Source organism: Limnohabitans sp. TEGF004 (assembly GCF_027924965.1).
Classification (GTDB): Bacteria; Pseudomonadota; Gammaproteobacteria; order Burkholderiales; family Burkholderiaceae_C; genus Limnohabitans.
On record NZ_AP027056.1, the window covers coordinates 938572 to 958961 of the forward strand.

A 20390-nucleotide genomic window follows, 5' to 3' on the forward strand; every position below is an offset into this window, starting at 1 on the left:
ACAATACACACCTATGGCGTTGTTACAAATTTCCGAACCTGGCCAAGCCCCAGACCCACACCAGCGACGCATCGCGGTGGGCATTGACTTAGGCACCACCCACTCGCTCGTGGCTTCCATGCGCAACGGTTTTGCCGAGTGCTTGCCCGATGCTGAGGGTCATGTCATCTTGCCGTCGGCAGTGCGCTACCTTGAAAACGATGGCCGCCAAATTGGCCGTGCTGCGTTGGCTTCGCAAGCCGAAGACCCACAAAACACGCTGGTGTCTGTCAAGCGTTTCATGGGCCGTGGCGTGGCTGACATTGCCAACCGCGATCAGTTGCCCTACGTGTTTGTCGACAAGCCCGGTATGTTGGCCATTCAAACCCGTGTGGGCGAAAAGTCGCCTGTTGAGGTGAGCGCTGAAATTTTGGCCACCTTGCGCTTTCGCGCCGAAGATACCTTCAACGACGATTTGTACGGCGCGGTCATCACCGTGCCCGCGTACTTTGACGATGCCCAACGCCAAGCCACCAAAGACGCTGCGCAACTCGCAGGCATCAACGTGCTGCGCCTCATCAACGAACCCACCGCTGCGGCCATTGCTTACGGTTTAGACCAAGCCAGCGAAGGCGTGTACGCCGTGTACGACCTAGGCGGCGGCACGTTTGATATCTCTGTGTTGCGTTTGACACGCGGCGTGTTTGAAGTGTTGGCCACCGGTGGCGATTCCGCTTTGGGCGGCGACGATTACGACCGGGCTTTGGTCGATTGGGTGCAAGCCCAAACCGGCTGTGTCATTGCGACACCTGCTGATAAATCGAAAGTATTGGTGGCGGCGCGTGCTTGCAAAGAAGCGTTGTCTGCGGCTGATAGCGCTACGTTTGAAGTGGCCTTGTCGAGCGGCGCATTGCGCCACACCGTCACACGTGCCGAGTTTGAGGCCGCCACTGCCGCGTTGACCCAGCGCACCTTGTCTGCTGTGCGCAAAGCCTTGCGTGATGCCAAGCTCAGCAAAGACGACATCAAAGGCGTGGTCATGGTGGGCGGCTCCACCCGCATGCCGCAAGTGCAGCAAGCCGTGGCTGATCTGTTGGGCTGCGCACCCCTGAACAACCTCAACCCTGACGAAGTGGTGGCACTTGGTGCCTCTATTCAAGCCAACCAACTCGCAGGCAACAACCCCGATGGTGAGTTGCTGTTGCTTGACGTGATTCCTTTGTCGCTGGGTATTGAAACCATGGGCGGTTTGGTGGAGCGCATCGTGCCGCGCAACCAAACCATTCCCACTGCGATGGCGCAAGACTTCACCACCTACCAAGACGGCCAAACCGCCTTGGCTTTGCATGTGGTGCAGGGCGAGCGTGACATGGTGGCCGACTGCCGCAGCTTGGCGCGCTTTGAGTTGCGTGGCATTCCTCCTATGGCCGCAGGCGCTGCGCGCATTCGCGTGACCTTCACGGTGGACGCCGATGGCATGGTGAGCGTGAGCGCGTTAGAGCAGCTCAGCGGCGTCACGGCCAACATCACGGTCAAACCGTCCTACGGTTTGTCGGACGACCAAATTGCCGCCATGTTGCAAGACAGCTTCAAGACCGCCGAGCAAGACATCAAAGCGCGTGCTTTGGTCGAAGCCCGCGTGGATGCCGACCGCATGTGGCTGGCCACACAAAGCGCCTTGCAAGCTGATGGTGATTTGCTGTCTGTCGAAGATCGGACACGTATCGACACACTCATGACTGCAACGCTTGACGCTAAAAAGCTGGAAGATGCAGCCACCATTGAAGCCATTACAGAAGCGCTGGCCAAAGGTACAGAAGCTTTCGCAGCACAACGCATGAACCGAGGCATTCAACACGCCTTGGCCGGACAAAACATCGAGAACATCTAAATGCCTGTCATCAAAATTTTGCCTCACGCCGAACTCTGCCCACAAGGTGCAGAGTTGCAAGCCATCGCCGGTAGCACCATCTGCGAAGTGCTGTTGGAAAATCACATCAACATCGAACACGCTTGCGACATGAGCTGCGCTTGCACCACTTGCCACGTCATCGTGCGCGAAGGTTTCAAGTCGCTCAATGAGGCCGATGAAAACGAAGATGACTTGCTCGACCGTGCTTGGGGCTTGGAGCCCAATTCACGCTTGAGCTGCCAAGCCATCGTGGCCCAGCAAAACTTGGTGGTGGAAATTCCAAAGTACACCATCAACCACGCCAAAGAAAACCACTGACCATGCGCCAGATTTTTCTAGACACCGAAACCACAGGCCTCTCGGCCGAGAACGGCGACCGCGTCATTGAGATTGGTTGCGTCGAGCTGCTGCATCGCAAGCTCACGGGCAACAACCTGCATTTCTATTTGAATCCTGAGCGTGACAGTCATGAAGACGCCTTGCGCGTTCACGGCATCACCAATGAGTTTTTGAAAGACAAGCCCAAGTTTGCTGAGGTGGTCGATCAGTTTCTGGAATACATCGAAGGCGCAGAAGTCATCATTCACAACGCCCCGTTTGACGTGGGCTTTTTGAACAAAGAGCTAGAGCTGCAAGGCCGTCCGCGTTTCACCACGTTTGTGGATGGCATCACCGACACCTTGGTGATGGCCAAAGAAATGTTCCCGGGCAAGCGCAACTCGCTCGACTCTTTGTGCGACCGCTTAGAGGTCGACAACTCTGGCCGCACATTGCACGGCGCGTTGCTCGATGCCGAGTTGTTGGCCGATGTGTACATCAACATGACGCGTGGCCAAGATGCCTTGCTCATGGAGGTGGAAAGCAACGACGAACAAACCCGCACCACCGAACGCGTGGACCTCAGCAGCTACCAGCTGCCCGTGATTGCTGCTACAGAGCAAGAGATGACGCAGCACACCGATGTGTTGGCGCAGCTTGATAAATCGAGCGGTGGAAATACAGTTTGGCGAAAACTGGAAAATTCTGTGGCATAATTGCGGTCTTTCCAGAAATGGAAAACGGTAAAGATGGGCGATTAGCTCAGGGGTAGAGCACCACATTCACACTGTGGGGGTCGCAAGTTCGAAACTTGCATCGCCCACCATTTTTACCAAATCTAAACTCCATCAACCACTTAGGTTGTTTTCAGAATTTACTTTTTAAGAGTTAGATACATGCTTCCCTTGGGAGCATTTTTTTCGTCTAACGAAAGCTGCACCCTCTTGTTTGATACATCTCGCTAAAACTGATTGAATTAGATTACAAAACTCCATATGCCCGCGCGACGTGAGCAAAGTTTTGAGCAGAAAAATTGCAAATTACATGCGAGCGCACAAGATTCGAATAAATTCTTGAACAACTAGATTGGGTTTGTCTGAGCTGGTAATTGCAAAAATTTCAGACTCCAATTGCGCGCCTTTAACGGGAACGAAAACAACATCCGTCCGATTGTTCTGTGCAACAGTTTTACCAACCAAAGTAGCGCCTAGGCCAGCAGCAACAAGACCCAGAGCTGTCTGAATTTCTCTCGCCTCATAACCAACGCTTGGAGTTCCTCCATGCTCTTGGAGATAGCTCAGTGATTGGCTTGAAAATTTACTGAATGGATCTTTGGGGAACGAGATGAATGGCAAGCAATCCAACTCACTGGGTTTCACTGCTTTTTTCTTTGCGAGAGCGTGATTGATCGGGATGGCTGCAACCATTGGGTCTTGAATAAGAGGGATGTAGCGCATGTCCTTCTCTTTTTCATACTGACCGATCTGCCTTGAAATGCCGATATGTATGACTCCCTTGCGGATGTTTTCCGCCTGATGCTCGCTCAACATCTCATCAAGATCAATGCGAATCTTGGGGGACTGTTCTCGCATCGCACGTACTGACTCCGGAATCAGCGAGTGCAGGGTAGATCTCACAAAGCCAATACTTAGCCAACCGTAGTCACCTGAGGCTATTCCCTTGGCCTCGTTCTCCATCTGTCTGGCATTGGAGAGCAATTCCTTAGCTTTTGGGTAGATGTACTGGCCTAGCGTTGTCAGGCTCATGGGGCGAGTTGATCTATCAAAAAGCTTCCCCCCTAAGGACTCCTCAAGGTTTGACATTTGCATGCTTACTGCCGTTGCTGCGATATGGAGCTTTTCCGCGGCAAGGTTGGCGCTTCCGGAATCAACGATCTGACAAAAGACTTTTAGGTGTTTTAGGTTCATAAAAAATTGAACATATATTCAAAATAAAGACATTGATTTCAAATTATATGTATCTAAGAATTCTCCCAATTAGAAAAACAGGAGAAGTTGTTATGAGTAATGGGATATCAATACACCCTAGCGCTCCAAGAAACGATGCAGCTGTCGCTGCTTTATCAGGATTACCGTCATCTGTCGTCAGCGATGTGATGGGGCGCTTGCTTGGTACAACAGGCCTGAGCCTTGTCAACCGAACCAAACTCACTGTGTGCGGCGTTGCTGTGACTGTCAAGGTAAGAGCGGGGGACAACCTGCTCATTCATAAAGCTTTGGATATGTTGCGTCCAGGGGATGTCTTAGTTGTCGATGGTGAAGGCGACGTATCACGTGCCTTGGTAGGAGAAATCATGATGACTTCCGCCATCGTTCATAACGCTATTGGCTTTGTCATTGATGGAGCCATTCGTGATTCTGAAGCATTTGAAGAACACAAGTTTCCTTGTTGGGCGCGGGGCGTGAATTTGCGCGGCCCCTACAAAGATGGCCCAGGCTCGATCAATTCAACCGTCACTGTGGGCGGAATGCTGGTCAATCCCGGGGACATCATCGTTGGCGATGCTGATGGTGTCGTCGCTGTACCTGCTGTTGAAGCGTTGTTGGTTGGAAAGAAGGCTCACGACAAAGTGTTGGATGAGCAAAAAATGATTGCTGACATTAAGTCCGGCTCTTACAGCTCGGCTTGGGTAGATGCACAAATTAAACAAAAAGGAGACTGAGATGACATTGAAATTTATTTCCCAAATCGTTAACAAGCAAGCGCGTTCTATTTTTTCTTTAGGACTCTCTTGCTTAGCCCTAAGCGCTTGGGCTGCTTATCCCGAGAAGCCGATCAAAATCATTGTTCCTTGGGCACCAGGTGGTGCGACTGATCAGGTTGGACGTATGCTCGCTCAGCCCCTATCGCAGGCGCTGGGCGTTCCTGTTGTCGTTGAAAACAAAGCCGGTGCTGGTGGTGTTATCGGTACACAGTTGTTTGTGAAAGAAAAAGCTGATGGCTATACGGTGTTGCTTGCGACCAGCTCGACAAATGCCGCAGCTCCGTATCTCTACTCAAAACTTGGTTTTGATCCAGTGAATGATTTCACACCTGTGGTTTCACTATGTTCTATTCCAAACGTGATGGTGGTACCAACGAAGTCACCTTGGAATTCACTCAAAGACATCGTTGATGCGTCTACCAAATCACCCGGTAACTTCACCTATGGTTCCGCTGGGATCGGCGGATCACAACACTTGGCGGGCGCTCAATTTAAAACAACGGCCAACATCGACATACGTCATGTGCCATACAAGGGGAGTGGGCCAGCTGCTCAGGACTTGGTCGCTGGTCACATCGACATGATGATTGATACTGGATCACTGGGAAGTATCAAAGGTGGTTTATTGCGACCTATCGCTGTAGCTTCATCTAAGCGACTTTCTGTGCTGCCTCATGTGCCAACATTCAATGAGGCTGGTGTCCCGATGGTTGCGTCTGCATGGTACGGATTGGTTCTTCCAGCAGGAGCCCCCGAAGATGTTGTCAATCGCCTCAACACCGAAATCAACAAAATCTTGAAATCTAAAGAAGTTAATATTCGGTTGGTTGAAATGGGGGCTGAGGTGATGGGGGGAACATCTGCTGAGTTTGCAAAATTCACCACTTCAGAGTTGAAACGTTACGAAGCTATCGTCAAGAACTCTGGTGCTCCTAAGGAGTAACTGAAAAGGACAAGCGTAAAGAGTCTTTACACTGTGGGGTCGCAAGTTCGAAACTTGCATCGCCCACCATTTTTACCAGTCCCATCGCTTCTTCAAAAGCAAAAGTCAAAGGTTCCGCAAGGAGCCTTTTTCGTTTCTGCTTTACTTTTCTATCCCCCTTGTATTTCAGTAGGCCGCGCTCATCTAAGTGCCATGTGAACCGTCACATCGGTGCTGCACAATGCAACGCCGCTGAAGTGTTCAGTTTGGATGGAAAGGTGTTAAACCATGTTGTCTCGTTTGTTGAAATCTGTTGTGGCCGGTGCCTTGGTGCTGAGCGCCACGCTCGCTTTGGCGCTGCCTACGCCGAAAGACATTGAGGCCGCCGTGGCCGCTGGCCAGTACACGCAAGCCGAAAGCATGCTGCGCGAGGTGTTGCAAGACAAACCGCAAAGTGCCAAAGCCCATTACGAGTTGGGCCAAGTGTTGGCGCATGAGCACCGTTACAAAGAAGCACAAACCGAATTGCAAAAAGCCAAAGACATTGACCCGTCTTTGAAGTTCGCCACCAGCCCAGACAAGTTCAACACGGTGTTGACCAAGGTGAACGACCTGGCTGCGGCGCCCACGTCTTCCGTGGTGATGGAACCCTCGGTGGCCCCTGGTACGCATGCAGCAGCCAAGGTTGCACCAGAGTCTGCCGCGAGTGGCGGCAGTTCGCCCTTGACCTACGTTTGGCTGGCCATTGCCGGTTTGGTGGTGTTGGGTCTGTGGCTGCGTCGCTCGGCGGCCAATGCCACTAACAACGCCAGCCAAACCGCCTATGCACCTGTTGCAACGCCTATGGGGACACCTCCTGCACCGCGTGGTTTCGGTGCGCAATTCACGCCCAATGCCGCGCCTGCTGGCTATGCCCCTCAGGGCTACGCACAACCCAACAGCGGCGGCTCCACCATGACGGGGGCTGTGGTTGGTGGCTTGGCGGGTGTGGCGGCTGGTTACGCTTTGTCTAAAGCCTTTGAAGGCGACCATCAGACTGCAGCGCCAACGTCAGCGGGTGCATCGTCTTCTGCTGGCAACGGTGGCTATGTGCCGTTTGACACGCCAGCTCAGCCCGACTTGGGCGCCTTCGATGCAGGCTCTGGCAGTGATTGGGACAGCGCCGACTCAGGCGGTGGCAGCGACGACAGCTGGTAAACGGCTTAGCTGTTGGCCTGCAGCGCTTGAGACACCACGTCTTGGGTGAGCTGCATGGCTGCTTTGTGCGTCGCCGTCATCGGGCGGCGCGCTGACCACACCAGCATGAGCTGGCTCATCAGTTTGGGTTTCTCCACGCGATGCGTGGTGAAGTCTTCGGGCTTGGCAAAGTTGCTCAGGGTGTAGGCGGGCAGCACGGCGTAGCCCATGCCTTCTTTGACCAATTCCAAAATCGCGTTCAAACCATCAATCTCCAGCACGATGTTGGGCTTGCAGTTCAGACGCAGCATCTCAGTGTCAATCAGCAAACGAAACGCATTCGGGCGGCTGGGTGCGATGAGTGGCAGTTTGGCCAAGTCTGCCAGTTGCACCACATTTTTCAGCGGGGTGTTGCCTGCAATTGGCTTACTTTTTTTGCCTGCAATCAGCACCAAGGTGTCTTCATGTAACAAAGACATTTCCAAATCGGGTGAAGGTGCTGGGTTGTAGAGCACAGCCATGTCTAGGCGACCTGCACGCAAACTCTCGACCATCAATACCGAGAAGCCTTCGGTCAGCGACAGCTGTGCATGGGGCAGGGCCTGACGAAACGCCATGGTCAGTGGCACGGTCACCAATTTGGACAAACTGGGTGGCAAACCAATCGACACACGCCCAGCCAGTGCACCTCGCACCGAGCCCAGTTCTTCTTGGGCCACAGCTACTTGGTGCAGAATGCCGCGTCCGTGTTCGAGCATGACCAAACCTGCTTCGGTCACGGTCACGCCACGGCCATTGCGCATCAGCAAGTTTTGGTGCAACTCCACTTCTAACTGGCGCACATGGCGGCTCAGCAGAGGTTGGGGGATGCTTAAAGCCAGTGCCGCTTTGGTGAAACTGCCCAGCTCTGCGACGCGTACAAATGATTCGATTTGTTTGAGTTCCATGGCGTTCTCTATTTTGAATAACCAATTGTCCGTTATTTAAAAACGTTATAGCAGCTAGTTCCTCATTTGAGGCCTATTTCTGGGGTAAATCTCTAGAATCACGCCCATGCAAACCCCATCTTCCTCTCTTGTGCTGCGCGGTATTTCATCCATGGCCACCAAGGCTTTGTTGGCTGATTTGACGCAGGCTTACTTTGCGCAAACTGGTGTGTCTGTGCAAATCGAGTCAGTGGGCGGTGTGGATGCCGCCAAACGCGTGCAAGCGGGTGAGGCCTTTGACATGGTGCTCTTGGCTTCCGATGCGATTGACAAGTTGATGGCCTCGGGCCATGTGCAAACCGGCTCACGCTGCGACTGGGTGCGTTCACCTGTAGCGGTGGCCGTTCAAGCAGGTGCTGTGCGTCCTGACTTGAGCAACGAAGCCGCGCTGAAAGCGGCGGTGTTGGCCAGCCCCACACTGAGCTACTCCACAGGCCCAAGCGGCGTGTACCTTGAAAAATTGTTCGCACGTTGGGGCATCGCCGACGAGGTGAAACCACGCATCGTGGTGCCACCACCCGGCACGCCTGTGGGCGCATTGGTGGCGAGCGGCAAAGCCGCATTGGGCTTTCAGCAATTGAGCGAACTCATTGCCTTGCCCGGCATCGATGTGTTGGGCACTTTGCCTGCGGATGTGGCGTTCATCACCACGTTTTCATCGGGCATTCCTGCAGTCATTGCCAACGACGCGGCTCGCGTGGCGGCAGTGCAATCGTTTTTACAGTTCTTGGCTTCGGCTGGCGTGGAAGACGTCAAGCGCAAGCAAGGCATGAACTGGCTTTAATTTTTAAATTTCATTTTGTAAGGGGTATTCATGTCTCTCATCATCGACGTCCACGGTCACTACACCACAGCGCCTAAGGCTTTGGAAGAGTGGCGCAACAAACAAATCGCTGGCATCAAAGACCCAGCGTCTATGCCCAAAGTGTCTGATTTGAAAATCAGCGACGACGAGTTGCGCGAAACCATCGAGACCAACCAACTCGCCAAGATGAAAGAGCGCGGCTCTGACATCACCATCTTCAGCCCACGTGCGAGCTTCATGGCCCATCACATTGGTGATTTCCAAGTGTCATCCACTTGGGCCGCCATTTGTAACGAGCTGTGCTTTCGCGTGTCTGAGCTGTTCCCCAACAACTTCGTGCCTGCGGCCATGTTGCCCCAGTCGCCCGGTGTGGACCCCGCCACTTGCATTCCTGAATTGGTCAAGTGCGTCGAGCAATACGGCAACGTCGGCATCAACCTCAACCCCGATCCATCGGGCGGCCATTGGACATCGCCATCGTTGGCCGACAAGTCTTGGTATCCCATTTACGAGAAGATGGTCGAGTACGACATCCCCGCCATGATTCACGTGTCGACCAGCTGCAATGGCTGCTTCCACACCACTGGCGCGCATTACTTGAACGCAGACACCACTGCCTTCATGCAGTGTTTGACCTCTGACTTGTTCAAAGACTTCCCCACCTTGAAGTTCTTGATTCCGCATGGCGGCGGCGCTGTGCCTTACCACTGGGGCCGTTTCCGTGGCTTGGCGCAAGAGCTGAAAAAGCCTTTGCTCACAGAGCACTTGATGAACAACATTTACTTCGACACCTGCGTGTACCACCAGCCCGGTATCGACTTGTTGACCAAAGTGATTCCCGTCAAGAACATCATGTTCGCGTCAGAAATGATTGGCGCCGTGCGTGGCATCGACCCAGAAACTGGCCATTACTACGACGACACCAAGCGCTACATCGAGTCCACGCTCAATCTCAATGCCGACGAGCGCCATCAGGTGTACGAGGGCAACGCACGCCGCGTGTTCTCGCGCTTGGACACCAAGCTCAAGTCGCAAGGCCGTTAATTCAATTCTCAGGAGATTTCTTATGTACGAACTCGGCGTTGTGTATCGCAACATCAAACGCGCAGACCGCGCAGCAGCAGACGGCTTGGCCGCTTTGGGCTCGGCCACTGTGCACGAAGCCATGGGCCGTGTGGGCTTGCTCAAGCCTTATATGCGTCCCATCTTCCCAGGTGCGCAAGTGTCAGGCACCGCAGTGACCGTGCTCTTGCACCCCGGCGACAACTGGATGATGCACGTGGCCGCTGAACAAATTCAGCCCGGTGACATCGTGGTGGCAGCCATCACGGCAGAGTGCACCGACGGTTACTTTGGCGATTTGTTGGCCACCTCTTTCCAAGCACGCGGCGCACGTGCCCTCATCATCGACGCCGGTGTGCGCGATGTGAAAGAGCTGCAAAAGATGAACTTCCCCGTGTGGAGCAAAGCCATTAGCAGCAAAGGCACGATCAAGGCTACGCTTGGCTCGGTCAATATTCCTATCGTTTGCGCTGGCATGTTGGTCACGCCTGGTGACGTGATCGTGGCGGACGACGACGGTGTGGTGTGTGTGCCCGCTGCACGCGCTGCCGAGACTTTGTCCGCTGCACAAAAGCGCGAAAGCTTTGAAGGCGAGAAGCGCGATAAATTGGCTTCAGGCGTCTTGGGCCTCGATATGTACAAAATGCGCGAGCCTTTGGCTGCTGCGGGCTTAAAGTACATCGATTGATATCGATGACTTTGAAAGCTTGTTCCATGACACACACCTCTAAACGTCAACTGTTTACAGCTTTGGCGTTGGGTACCTTGGGTGCTTTAGCGCTGTGCGGACCGTCTGCGCACGCCCAAGACTTTCCCACCAAACCCGTGCGCATCCTCACGCCATTTCCCGTGGGCAGTGGCCCTGAGGGCGTGTTGCGTTTGGTGGCGGACAAGTTGTCACGCACCTGGGGCAAGCCTGTGGTGGTCGAGAACAAGCCTGGTGGCAATGGCTTCATCGCCATTGACACCTTCAAACGCGGTGCTACCGATGGCCATGATTTGATTCAGCTCGACAGCGTGCATTTGTCAGCTTACCCGCATCTGTTCAAAAAGCTGCCCTACGACATCAAGGCCGATTTCGAGCCTTTGGCACCTTTGTTCAAAACCTACTTTTTTGTCACCGTCGCCACCGACAGCAAATACAAAAAAGTGTCTGACCTGATTGCCGATGCCAAAGCGCATCCTGGCAAGCTGAACTACGGCTCTTGGTCTGTGGGCAACCCCGTGCATTTGGGTTCGGCTTTGTTTGAGTCGGTCACGGGCACCGACATGCAACATGTGATTTACAAAGAAACCAGCATGCTTTACAGCAGTGTGGCCACGGGCGAATTGGCCTTTGCCTTGGGTTCTAACGCCACGGCAGGTGCGATGTACCGCGCCGGCAAAGTGCAGTATTTGGCCGTGGCTGCACCCAAGCGTGTGAGCGCATTTCCCAATGTGCCCACCATCGGTGAGTCGGGTGGCCCCGCCGGTTTTGAAGTGAGTGGCTGGACCACCATTGCTGCACCACGCGGATTGCCCAAGGCCATCACTGACAAGATTCAACGCGACATCGAAAAAGCCTTGGCCGAACCCGATGTGCGCGAAAAGTTTGCATCGTTTGCCTACGAGCCGTTCACTTTGAACCGCGAACAGTTGAACGCCTACATCCAGGCGGAATCAACCCGCTTTGGCGGCATCATCAAAAAAGCACAAGTTTCATTGGATTGATTGAAGACACAAGAGGAGCAACATGGAATTTCAAAAAACCCCTGGCTGGATGGACTGGTACACCGGCCCCAGCAAACCCAAATTCAAATTGCCCGCAGGTGCGGTGGACGCCCACTGCCACGTGTTTGGCCCTGGCCACGAGTTCCCTTACGCCCCTGAGCGCAAGTACACACCGTGTGATGCATCCAAGGCTCAGTTGTATGCCTTGCGCGACCACCTCGGCTTTGCCCGCAACGTGGTGGTGCAAGCCACTTGCCACGGTGCCGACAACCGCGCGATGGTGGATGCCTTGGTCAACTCAGGCGGCAAAGCACGTGGCGTGGCCACCGTCAAACGCAGCGTGACCGACGACGAGTTGCAAGCCATGCACGACGCAGGCGTGCGCGGCGTACGCTTTAACTTTGTGAAGCGCTTGGTCGACTTCACACCGAAAGACGAATTGCTTGAAATCGCCAAGCGCATCCAGTTGTACGGCTGGCATGTGGTGATTTATTTTGAAGCCGTCGACTTGCCCGAATTGTGGGACTTCTTCACTGCATTGCCTACCAACGTGGTGGTGGACCACATGGGCCGCCCCGATGTGACCAAGCCTGTGGATGGCCCTGAGTTTGAGTTGTTTGTGAAGTTCATGCGCGAGCACAAGAACGTGTGGAGCAAGGTGACTTGCCCCGAGCGTTTGTCGGTCTCTGGCCCCAAGGCTTTGAATGGCGAAAAAGATTTGGAATCAGGCGCCTACAAAGACGTGATTCCCTTTGCCAAGCGCATCGTGGACGAGTTCCCCGACCGCGTGATCTGGGGCACCGATTGGCCGCACCCCAACCTCAAAGACCACATGCCCGATGACGGCTTGCTGGTGGACTTCATCCCGCACATCGCCACCACCGAAGAACAACAACGCAAGTTGTTGGTGGACAACCCGATGCGCTTGTACTGGCCTGAGGAGACTTTTTAATGGCACTCGACAAACCCTACACAGACGTTCCCGGCACCATCATTTTTGATGCCGAGCAATCACGCAAAGGCTACTGGCTTAACCAGTTTTGTATGTCACTGATGAAGGCTGAGAACCGCACGCTTTTCAAGGCCAACGAGCGCGCCTACCTCGACGAGTGGGCCATGACCGAAGAACAAAAGCAGGCCGTGTTGGCCCGCGATTTGAACTGGTGCATGCGCACCGGCGGCAATATTTATTTCCTCGCCAAAATCGGCGCGACCGATGGTTTGAGCTTCCAGCAAATGGCAGGTTCGATGACCGGCATGACCGAAGAGGAATACCGCAACATGATGATTCACGGCGGTCGCTCGGTCGAAGGTAACCGCGTGATTGGCGAAAACGGTGATGCCCAAGCGCAGAACCAGCCCCAAGGCGCAGCAGGAAAGAAAGCATAACCATGGCAAAAATCACCGCATCCGTTTACACCTCCCACGTGCCCGCCATTGGCGCTGCGCTGGACCTCGGCAAAACACAAGAAGACTATTGGAAACCCGTCTTCGCTGGCTACGACTTCTCCAAACAATGGATGAAGGACAACAAGCCAGACGTGATCTTCTTGGTCTACAACGACCACGCGACTGCGTTTAGCTTGGACATGATTCCTACGTTTGCCATCGGCACCGCGGCTGAATACACGCCCGCTGACGAAGGCTACGGCGCACGCCCTGTGCCCAAAGTGAAAGGCCACCCAGAGTTGGCTTCGCACATCGCACAGTCGGTCATTCAACAAGACTTTGACCTGACCATCGTCAACAAGATGGACGTGGACCACGGCTTGACCGTGCCGCTGTCATTGATGTGTGGCGAGCAAGATCCTGTCAAAGGCGCTTGGCCTTGTCCTGTGATTCCATTCGCAGTTAACGTGGTGCAGTACCCCGTGCCAAGTGGTCAGCGTTGTTTCAACCTTGGCCAAGCGATTCGCAAAGCGATTGAGAGCTACGACGAAGACATCAATGTCCACATCTGGGGCACAGGCGGCATGAGCCATCAGTTGCAAGGCGCGCGTGCGGGCCTGATCAACCGTGAGTGGGACAACAACTGGCTCGACCTGATGATCAACGACCCAGTGGCTTGCGCTGCTGTGCCTCACATCGACTACGTACGCGAAGCTGGTAGCGAAGGCATTGAGTTGGTGATGTGGCTCATCGCACGTGGTGCGATGTCTGACATCCAAAACGGCAAAGTCGTCGGTCCAGCACCTAAACTGGCCCATCGCTTCTACCATGTGCCTGCATCGAATACCGCTGTAGGCCACGCTATTCTTGAAAACGCATAAGAGGTAAATCACATGAGCAAAACCATCAAAGTCGCCTTGGCTGGCGCAGGTGCTTTCGGCATCAAACACTTGGACGGCATCAAAAACATCGACGGCGTCGAAGTCGTTTCATTGATTAGCCGTGATTTGGAAAAAACAAAAGAAGTCGCCGACAAATACGGCATCAAGCACGTGACCACCGACTTGGCCGACAGCTTGGCCTTACCCGAAGTGGACGCTGTGATTTTGTGTACGCCTACACAAATGCACGCTGCACAAAGCTTGGCTTGCTTGAAAGCTGGCAAACACGTGCAAGTGGAAATTCCCTTGGCCGACAGCTGGAAAGATGCGGAAGAGGTCGCACGCGTGGCCAAAGAAAAAGGCTTGGTCGCGATGTGCGGTCACACCCGTCGCTTCAACCCCAGCCACCAATGGGTGCACAACAAAGTCAAAGCAGGCGAATTCAACATCCAACAAATGGATGTGCAAACCTACTTCTTCCGCCGTACCAACATGAACGCGCTGGGTCAAGCCCGTAGCTGGACCGACCACTTGCTGTGGCACCACGCTGCACACACCGTGGATTTGTTTGCTTACCAAGCTGGCAGCCCCATCGTCAAAGCCAATGCGGTGCAAGGCCCCATCCACCCAACCTTGGGCATTGCGATGGACATGAGCATCCAGCTGCAAGCGGCCAACGGTGCGATCTGCACCTTGAGTTTGTCGTTCAACAACGACGGCCCCTTGGGCACGTACTTCCGCTATATCGGCGACACCGGCACTTACCTGGCCCGTTATGACGACCTGTACACCGGCAAGGAAGAGCAAATCGATGTGTCCAAAGTGGCGGTGTCCATGAACGGCATCGAGCTGCAAGACCGTGAGTTCTTCGCTGCCATCAAAGAAGGCCGTGAACCAAATTCCAGCGTCGCTCAAGTGTTGCCTTGCTACAAGGTGTTGCACGACTTGGAGTTGCAACTCAACGCTTGAGTTTCTCGTCCATCAAAAAAGGGAGCCATCTGGCTCCCTTTTTTTGTTGGTGCGTTGTTTATTTCGCTTTGCGCGCCTTGTCCACGGCCGCGTACATCTCACTCACGATGGGGCCGAGTTCAGTGGTGTACTTTTCGATCACTGGCTTAGAGCGCTCGCGCAGTTTTGCGATTTCTTCGGGTGACAGCTCAAACACGGTCATGCCTTTGCGCTTGATTTCAACCAGCACTTTGGCGGCTTCATCGCGTGCAATTTTGCGTTGGTACACGGCTGTTTCTTGTGCGCTTTCACGCATCAGTTTTTGCTCGGTAGGTGTGAGCTTGTCCCAGAACTTCTTGCTGACCACCACAGCTTGTGGGGTGTACATGTGGTTGGTGATGGTGAGGTACTTGGACACTTCATCAAACTTGCTGTCCAAAATGTTCAACAAGGGGTTGGTCATGCCGTCAATTGCACCTTGTTCCAGCGCGGTGTAGGTTTCGGTGAAGGCCATAGGCACAGGCGACGCACCCAAAGATTTCATGAAGTCCACATAGATGGGCGTAGGAATGACGCGCATCTTCATGCCTTTGAAGTCATCGGCTTTGGCAATGGGCTTTTTGCCGGTGTGCACTTGGCGATAGCCCAAGTCCCAATAAGCCAAACCGACCAAGCCTTTGTCTTGCAGCTTGTCCAACAGCTTTTGGCCGACGGGGCCATCAGACACAGCGTCCGCTTCTTTGGTGTTGTTAAACAGGAATGGGAAATCAAAGATGGCCATTTCTTTGGCCACGCCCGCCAACAAGCTGGCGTTCATCACGGTCATCTCCACTGTGCCGCCTTGCATGGCTGACACGGTTTGCAAATCTGGGCCCAAGGCGCCGCCTGGGAAAGCTTGCACTTTGAATTTGCCATTGGTTTTCTTGGCCATCAATTCAGCAAACTTTTCCACACCTTGCACTTGAGGGTGGCCTTTGTTGCTGGCCGATGGGAATTTGACGGTACGCGCTTCAAAGTCCGCAGCGTGAGTCAAACCTGTGGATGCGAGAGCAGCGGTCAAGAGTGACAGCGAGAGGACGCGACGTAATGAGTTCATGGGGTTTCTCTGTGTGAGTTAAAGATCAGAGCTGGACTGTATTTGGGTGTCGCCTAATTTCAACTTCAACCGAGCGTAGCCTGACCGAATGGCGGACAATATTGTCCGAAAGGCGGTGAAAACCATGGTTTCTCCTAATGCGTCTGCGTTGGTCTCAAAATCATCCAGCAAAGAATTCCCCATCGACTCTGGCGACTTGATTGCGGGGGTAGGGCGTGCGTTGGCCGTCATCGAAGCCTTCAACGATGAATATGGTCGCATGACGGTGTCGCAAGTGGCTGAACGCACAGGCATTCCGCGGACCGCTGCGCGACGCTATTTACTCAACCTCTGCCACTTTGGCTATGGCGACACCGATGGCAAGTTTTATTGGCTCACGCCGCGTGTGCTCCGATTGGGTCAAGGCTATTTGGATGGCGCACGTTTGCCGCGTTTGGTGCAACCGTTTATCCAGCGCTTGGCGATGTCGTCGGGCGAGACGGTCAATGTGTCTGTGTTAGATGGTCATGAGCTTGTGTATGTCGCACGTAGCAATAGCCCAAGAGTCGTGTCGATTGGGTTCTATGCCGGTGCTCGTGTGCCTGCGCATGTGGTGGGGCCGGGGCCTGCTATTTTGTCGACGTTGAGTGATGTCGAGTTGAAAACATGGATTGCCGCCCATGAGTTTTCTACTTTCAACAGTAATGCCGTGCTCACGCCCAAGAAGTTTGAAAAGATGGTGCTCCATGCGCGCAAAGCCAATTACTGCATTTCGGTCGGCAACTTGGATCAGGGCCTCACCGGTGTAGCAGTTCCGCTGAGAGACCGCCATGGTGAATGCAAGGCCGCATTGAGCATGACCTTGCAATCCACCATTTGGAACGACGCGTTGATTGTGGACAAACTACTGCCACTGATCATTGAGACATCTCAAGTGCTCAGGGCCGTGATTTGATGTTTCACAGCTGGCGTGCGCGTGCCACGGCGTGCTTGGCCGCCAAGTAACCAAAGGTCACGCCAGGCCCAATGGTGATCCCCGGCGCTGGGTAAATGCCACCCATGATGGAGTGCATGTCGTTACCCGCCGCGTAAAGGCCGTCAATCGCCACGCCTTGTGTGTTGAGCACACGTGCATCGCCATCGGTGACCAAGCCTGTGGCTGCACCAATGTCACCGGGGTAGAGCGCCACTGCGTAGAACGGGCCTTCGCGCAACGCGCCCAAGCACGGGTTGGGGCCGTGCCATGTGGCATCGCCATTGGCGCGTTGGTAGTCGGTGGTGCCGCGTTGGAAATCTTCATCCACACCTTTGTCGGCAAACACATTGAAGCGTTCGACGGTGGCTTGCAGTTTGTCTGCGGGCACATTCAGTTGTTGCGCCAACTCGGCCAAGGTGTTGCCTTGTTTCAAATAGCCATCGGCCAAGAATGGGGCTAAGCCTTTGCCGCCCGGGCGAACCATGCCGATGCCGTAGCGCTTCAAGGCGCCTGCATCACACACCAACCACGACGGCACACTGGGCGTGGTTGCGTGGTGGGCTTGCATGGCAATGCCAAACAAGTGGTACGAGGTGGATTCGTTCAGGTAGCGTTGGCCTTGGCTGTCTACGGTGAGCATGCCGGGCTTGCCGCGGTCCATCACAAAGTGTGGGAAGACGGCGGTGCTGCCATCGGCGCGTTGACGTGTGGACACAGGCGCCCAAAATGCGTGGCTCAAACCACCGCTGCCCAGTTGACCACCCGCTTGCAAAGCCAAGTCTTGCGCCTTGCCTGTGTGGCCGGGGCCTGCGGGGCACCATGCTTCTTTGGCGCCGGGCAACATGTCTGCACGGCGTGTGGCGTGACGGTTGAAACCCCCGCTGGCCATGACCACGCCGCCTTTGCTGCGCACCGTGCGTTTGACCACGCTGCCATCGGGCAAGGTTTGTTGCAGAGCGACGCCTTGAATGGCGTTGCCGTCTTGCAGCAGTTGTGTGGCTTCGGTGTTTGTCACCAACAGGCCTTGGCGTTGGATGTAGCTGTAGAGCATGCGCGCAATCATGGCGTTGCCCATGACCAAGCGCGTGCTGCGTGGGTGCAGTAGTTTGTCGAGGAAATGACGCACGATGATGCGAACGCTGTAGCTGAACGATTTCCACGTCTCTGTCAAACGCAGCAAATGGAAGATGTCATCGCGGTCCACCATCATGCCGCCGAGCACGGTGAACTCAGGGATGGGGTTGCGCACGAGCGGCAAGTTGGGGCCGAGCAATTTGCCATCAAAGGGTTGCGGCTCAATCGCGCGACCGCGCAGCACTGAGCCTTCGAGTTCAGACAAATAGTCGGGATGCAACATGCGCACTTGGAATTGCAGCGCACTGTTGGCTTCGAGTTTGGCAATGGCGTGTGGGCCGTTGTCGATGAAGGCTTGGCGCAACTTGGGGTCGGAGCGTTCGCCGACGGCGAGGTTCAAAAACGTGGCCACGCGTTCAGGTGTGTCGTCTGGGTTGACTTCCAAGCCACGCTTGGTACCGGGCACCCACGTGGTGGCTGCCGACAACGCGGTGGTACCACCCACATGGGCCATGCGTTCGACCAACAACACGCGTGCGCCATCAATCGCAGCATTGAGTGCTGCTGAGAAACCTGCGCCGCCAGAACCAATCACCACCAAATCCACGGTGTCGTGGTCTTTGAGTTGCGAGAGGTCAGTGCTGATGCGTTGATGAATGGGATACAAAGCGTCGCTCATGGCTCACACCTCCAACAAGAAGTTGACCATCAACTCACGCACTTGCGCGAACATGTCGGCGCCTGTCACGGTCTTGCAACCCTTGGCACGCGCTGCCGCAATCAAGGGCGTGATGGCGGGCGCGGTGATGACGCAGCCGACAAACATGTCGCCATGAATTTTGGTGATGTCAATCGGTGTGGGGTCGGCTTCTTTCATGCCGATGGGCGTGGCGTTGACGGCGACATCAAAGCCTGTGGGGTCGGGGCTACCAAGTGTGAACTTTTCAAGATGGGTGACTTTGCCGAGCTTCAAGCTGTTGAGGCGATCAATCAGTGACTGACGACGTTGGTCATCTGGGTCGTGAATGGCCAACTCACTCACGCCCGCCAACACCAAGCTGTGCGCGATGGCGGAGCCTGCGCCGCCTGCGCCCACCAGCAAAGCACGTTTGTTTTTCAGCACGCAGCCGTTTTTCTCCATGGCGCGCACATAGCCCAAACCGTCGAACATGTCCCCGTGCCAGCGGCCTTGTGTGTCGCGACGCACGGTGTTGACCGTGCCCAAAAAGGCGGCGCGTTCAGACAGCACATCGCAAAACGCAGTGCACGCAAATTTGTGCGGCACGGTGACGATGAGGCCGTCGATGTTTTGCGCGCGTTGGGTGCCGGCCCACCAGTCGGTCAAGTCAGCGGGGGCAACGTGGGCGGGGACGCAGATGGCGTCGCGGCCATGCGACTCAAAAGCTTGGGTCACGCCAAAAGGTGATTTCACTTGGGCAATGGGGTCGCCCACAATGACGTGAACGCGTGTGGCGCCGCTGTAGTTTTCAAGCATGGTGATTCAAAGTGAAGTGGATGAATGTGGCGCAGTTTATCCAAAAATGGAATTACGTTCAACTTTTGAATCAAATTCATTTTCCGTGATAAAGTTCGGCCAACATCCATTTCCACACAGCACTATGAGCGGCGTACTTGAAAGAACTTTGGGCATCTTGGAGCTCTTGTCTGAACAAGGGCAGGGCGTCGAGCTGGCTGTGTTGGCCGACAAGCTCAACATGCCCAAGAGCGCCGCGCACCGCCTGTTGGTCGACCTGGTGCGCTTTGGTTATGTGCGCCAAACACGCGACATGGGCGAGTATGTGTTGACCACCAAGCTCGTCTCGTTGGGTTTGAGCTACCTCAGCAAAACAGGCGTCATTGATGTGGCCCAGCCGCTGCTCGACCGCCTGGCCGAACAAACCGGTGAGCTGGTGCGTTTGTCGGTGGTCGATGGTGACCGCTTGACATGGGTTGCCCGCGCCCAAGGCGCTCGCCAAGGCCTGCGCTACGACCCCGACATGGGCAGCATTGCCCGCTTGAGCTGTTCGTCGTCTGGCTTGGCTTGGTTGTCCACCATGAAGGATGACGATGCTTTGGCTTTGGTGTCACAACAAGGCTTGGGTTCACCGCAAGATTTCGGCCCCAACGCACCCAAGAGTTTGAAAGCTTTCCTGAAGGTCTTGCAAGACACCCGCAAACAAGGCTTTAGCTTGACCGAAGAAACCTACACCGCAGGGCTCAACGCCATTGCCGCACCTGTGGGGTTGGCAGGGCAGTTGCCCATGGGCACCATCAGTGTGGCGGGCCCTTCGGCGCGTTTGACGCGTGAGCGCATGTTGGCATTGGCACCTGATTTGTTGTCATGTGCGGCGCAATTGGCAGCGGCCAGCGGCGCATCGCCCATGTTGGCGCGTGGCACCAGCCATGTGCGTTTGCAACCCATTTACGCCGCTTGATTGCGTTGGATACGTCA

At 54.8% G+C, this 20390-nt stretch carries 21 protein-coding genes and 1 tRNA gene; 17 read left to right on the plus strand and 5 right to left on the minus strand.

Annotated features, from left to right (window positions below):
- The first annotated feature begins 13 nt into the window (after positions 1-13).
- The 4 genes from hscA (at position 14) to LINBF2_RS04755 (ending at position 3035) form a co-directional block, all read left to right on the plus strand.
- On the plus strand, positions 14-1870 hold the full coding sequence (gene hscA, locus LINBF2_RS04740) for a Fe-S protein assembly chaperone HscA (protein ID WP_281890804.1): 1857 nt from the start codon (positions 14-16) through the stop codon (positions 1868-1870).
- Positions 1871-2209, plus strand: coding sequence for an ISC system 2Fe-2S type ferredoxin (gene fdx, locus LINBF2_RS04745; RefSeq protein WP_104800242.1), 339 nt, complete (start codon positions 1871-1873; stop codon positions 2207-2209).
- A gap of 2 nt (positions 2210-2211) precedes the next feature.
- On the plus strand, positions 2212-2925 hold the full coding sequence (gene dnaQ, locus LINBF2_RS04750; RefSeq protein WP_281890807.1) for a DNA polymerase III subunit epsilon: 714 nt from the start codon (positions 2212-2214) through the stop codon (positions 2923-2925).
- Between the two features lie 35 nt (positions 2926-2960).
- A tRNA-Val gene (locus tag LINBF2_RS04755) sits at positions 2961-3035 on the plus strand.
- A gap of 214 nt (positions 3036-3249) precedes the next feature.
- Here LINBF2_RS04755 and LINBF2_RS04760 read toward each other — a convergent pair.
- Positions 3250-4137 (minus strand): LysR family transcriptional regulator, encoded by an 888-nt coding sequence (locus tag LINBF2_RS04760; protein ID WP_281890809.1) that lies wholly within the window; start codon positions 4135-4137, stop codon positions 3250-3252.
- 32 nt (positions 4138-4169) lie between these two features.
- On the opposite strand from LINBF2_RS04760, the gene LINBF2_RS04765 reads away from it, so the two are divergent.
- From LINBF2_RS04765 to LINBF2_RS04775, 3 genes are all read left to right on the plus strand, one after another.
- Complete coding sequence (locus tag LINBF2_RS04765; RefSeq protein ID WP_281890811.1) at positions 4170-4892, plus strand: RraA family protein; 723 nt, start codon at positions 4170-4172, stop codon at positions 4890-4892.
- Between the two features lies 1 nt (position 4893).
- Complete coding sequence (locus tag LINBF2_RS04770) at positions 4894-5877, plus strand: tripartite tricarboxylate transporter substrate binding protein (protein WP_281890812.1); 984 nt, start codon at positions 4894-4896, stop codon at positions 5875-5877.
- Positions 5878-6144: 267 nt separating this feature from the next.
- Complete coding sequence (locus LINBF2_RS04775) at positions 6145-7053, plus strand: tetratricopeptide repeat protein (protein WP_281890814.1); 909 nt, start codon at positions 6145-6147, stop codon at positions 7051-7053.
- A 5-nt stretch (positions 7054-7058) separates the two neighbouring features.
- On the opposite strand, the gene LINBF2_RS04780 is transcribed toward LINBF2_RS04775, so the two are convergent.
- Positions 7059-7979 (minus strand): LysR family transcriptional regulator, encoded by a 921-nt coding sequence (locus LINBF2_RS04780; RefSeq protein WP_104800250.1) that lies wholly within the window; start codon positions 7977-7979, stop codon positions 7059-7061.
- 106 nt (positions 7980-8085) lie between these two features.
- Between LINBF2_RS04780 and LINBF2_RS04785 the strand changes: the two genes are divergently transcribed.
- The 8 genes from LINBF2_RS04785 to LINBF2_RS04820 are packed head-to-tail and all read left to right on the plus strand — an operon-like array spanning position 8086 to position 14834.
- On the plus strand, positions 8086-8802 hold the full coding sequence (locus LINBF2_RS04785) for a substrate-binding domain-containing protein (RefSeq protein WP_281890816.1): 717 nt from the start codon (positions 8086-8088) through the stop codon (positions 8800-8802).
- A gap of 30 nt (positions 8803-8832) precedes the next feature.
- Positions 8833-9867: an amidohydrolase family protein gene (locus tag LINBF2_RS04790; protein ID WP_281890818.1), complete on the plus strand. Its 1035-nt coding sequence runs from the start codon at positions 8833-8835 to the stop codon at positions 9865-9867.
- 22 nt (positions 9868-9889) lie between these two features.
- Positions 9890-10573, plus strand: a complete 684-nt coding sequence (gene ligK, locus LINBF2_RS04795; protein WP_281890820.1) for a 4-carboxy-4-hydroxy-2-oxoadipate aldolase/oxaloacetate decarboxylase — start codon at positions 9890-9892, stop codon at positions 10571-10573.
- A 26-nt stretch (positions 10574-10599) separates the two neighbouring features.
- A complete protein-coding gene (locus LINBF2_RS04800; RefSeq protein WP_281890821.1) occupies positions 10600-11595 on the plus strand; it encodes a tripartite tricarboxylate transporter substrate binding protein in 996 nt (331 codons plus the stop codon).
- 22 nt (positions 11596-11617) lie between these two features.
- Positions 11618-12547 (plus strand): amidohydrolase family protein, encoded by a 930-nt coding sequence (locus LINBF2_RS04805; RefSeq protein WP_281890823.1) that lies wholly within the window; start codon positions 11618-11620, stop codon positions 12545-12547.
- Positions 12547-12984, plus strand: coding sequence for a protocatechuate 4,5-dioxygenase subunit alpha (ligA, locus tag LINBF2_RS04810; protein WP_281890825.1), 438 nt, complete (start codon positions 12547-12549; stop codon positions 12982-12984). Before LINBF2_RS04805 ends, ligA begins: the two co-directional genes overlap by 1 nt.
- Positions 12985-12986: 2 nt before the next feature.
- On the plus strand, positions 12987-13865 hold the full coding sequence (locus LINBF2_RS04815) for a class III extradiol dioxygenase subunit beta (RefSeq protein WP_281890827.1): 879 nt from the start codon (positions 12987-12989) through the stop codon (positions 13863-13865).
- Positions 13866-13877: 12 nt separating this feature from the next.
- Positions 13878-14834 (plus strand): Gfo/Idh/MocA family oxidoreductase, encoded by a 957-nt coding sequence (locus tag LINBF2_RS04820; protein WP_281890829.1) that lies wholly within the window; start codon positions 13878-13880, stop codon positions 14832-14834.
- Positions 14835-14892: 58 nt separating this feature from the next.
- On the opposite strand, the gene LINBF2_RS04825 is transcribed toward LINBF2_RS04820, so the two are convergent.
- The gene (locus LINBF2_RS04825; protein ID WP_281890831.1) at positions 14893-15909 is read right to left on the minus strand and encodes a TRAP transporter substrate-binding protein; all 1017 of its coding nucleotides are present in this window, start codon (positions 15907-15909) and stop codon (positions 14893-14895) included.
- A gap of 124 nt (positions 15910-16033) precedes the next feature.
- On the opposite strand from LINBF2_RS04825, the gene LINBF2_RS04830 reads away from it, so the two are divergent.
- The gene (locus tag LINBF2_RS04830) at positions 16034-16843 is read left to right on the plus strand and encodes an IclR family transcriptional regulator C-terminal domain-containing protein (protein ID WP_281890833.1); all 810 of its coding nucleotides are present in this window, start codon (positions 16034-16036) and stop codon (positions 16841-16843) included.
- A gap of 4 nt (positions 16844-16847) precedes the next feature.
- Here LINBF2_RS04830 and LINBF2_RS04835 read toward each other — a convergent pair whose 3' ends face one another.
- Entirely contained in the window at positions 16848-18617 is a 1770-nt protein-coding gene (locus LINBF2_RS04835; protein ID WP_281890835.1) for an FAD-dependent oxidoreductase, read from the minus strand.
- A 3-nt stretch (positions 18618-18620) separates the two neighbouring features.
- Positions 18621-19433 (minus strand): ThiF family adenylyltransferase, encoded by an 813-nt coding sequence (locus LINBF2_RS04840; RefSeq protein WP_281890837.1) that lies wholly within the window; start codon positions 19431-19433, stop codon positions 18621-18623.
- A gap of 124 nt (positions 19434-19557) precedes the next feature.
- Here LINBF2_RS04840 and LINBF2_RS04845 point away from each other — a divergent pair, with 124 nt between their 5' ends.
- Positions 19558-20373, plus strand: a complete 816-nt coding sequence (locus LINBF2_RS04845; RefSeq protein ID WP_281890840.1) for an IclR family transcriptional regulator — start codon at positions 19558-19560, stop codon at positions 20371-20373.
- Positions 20374-20390: the final 17 nt, after the last annotated feature.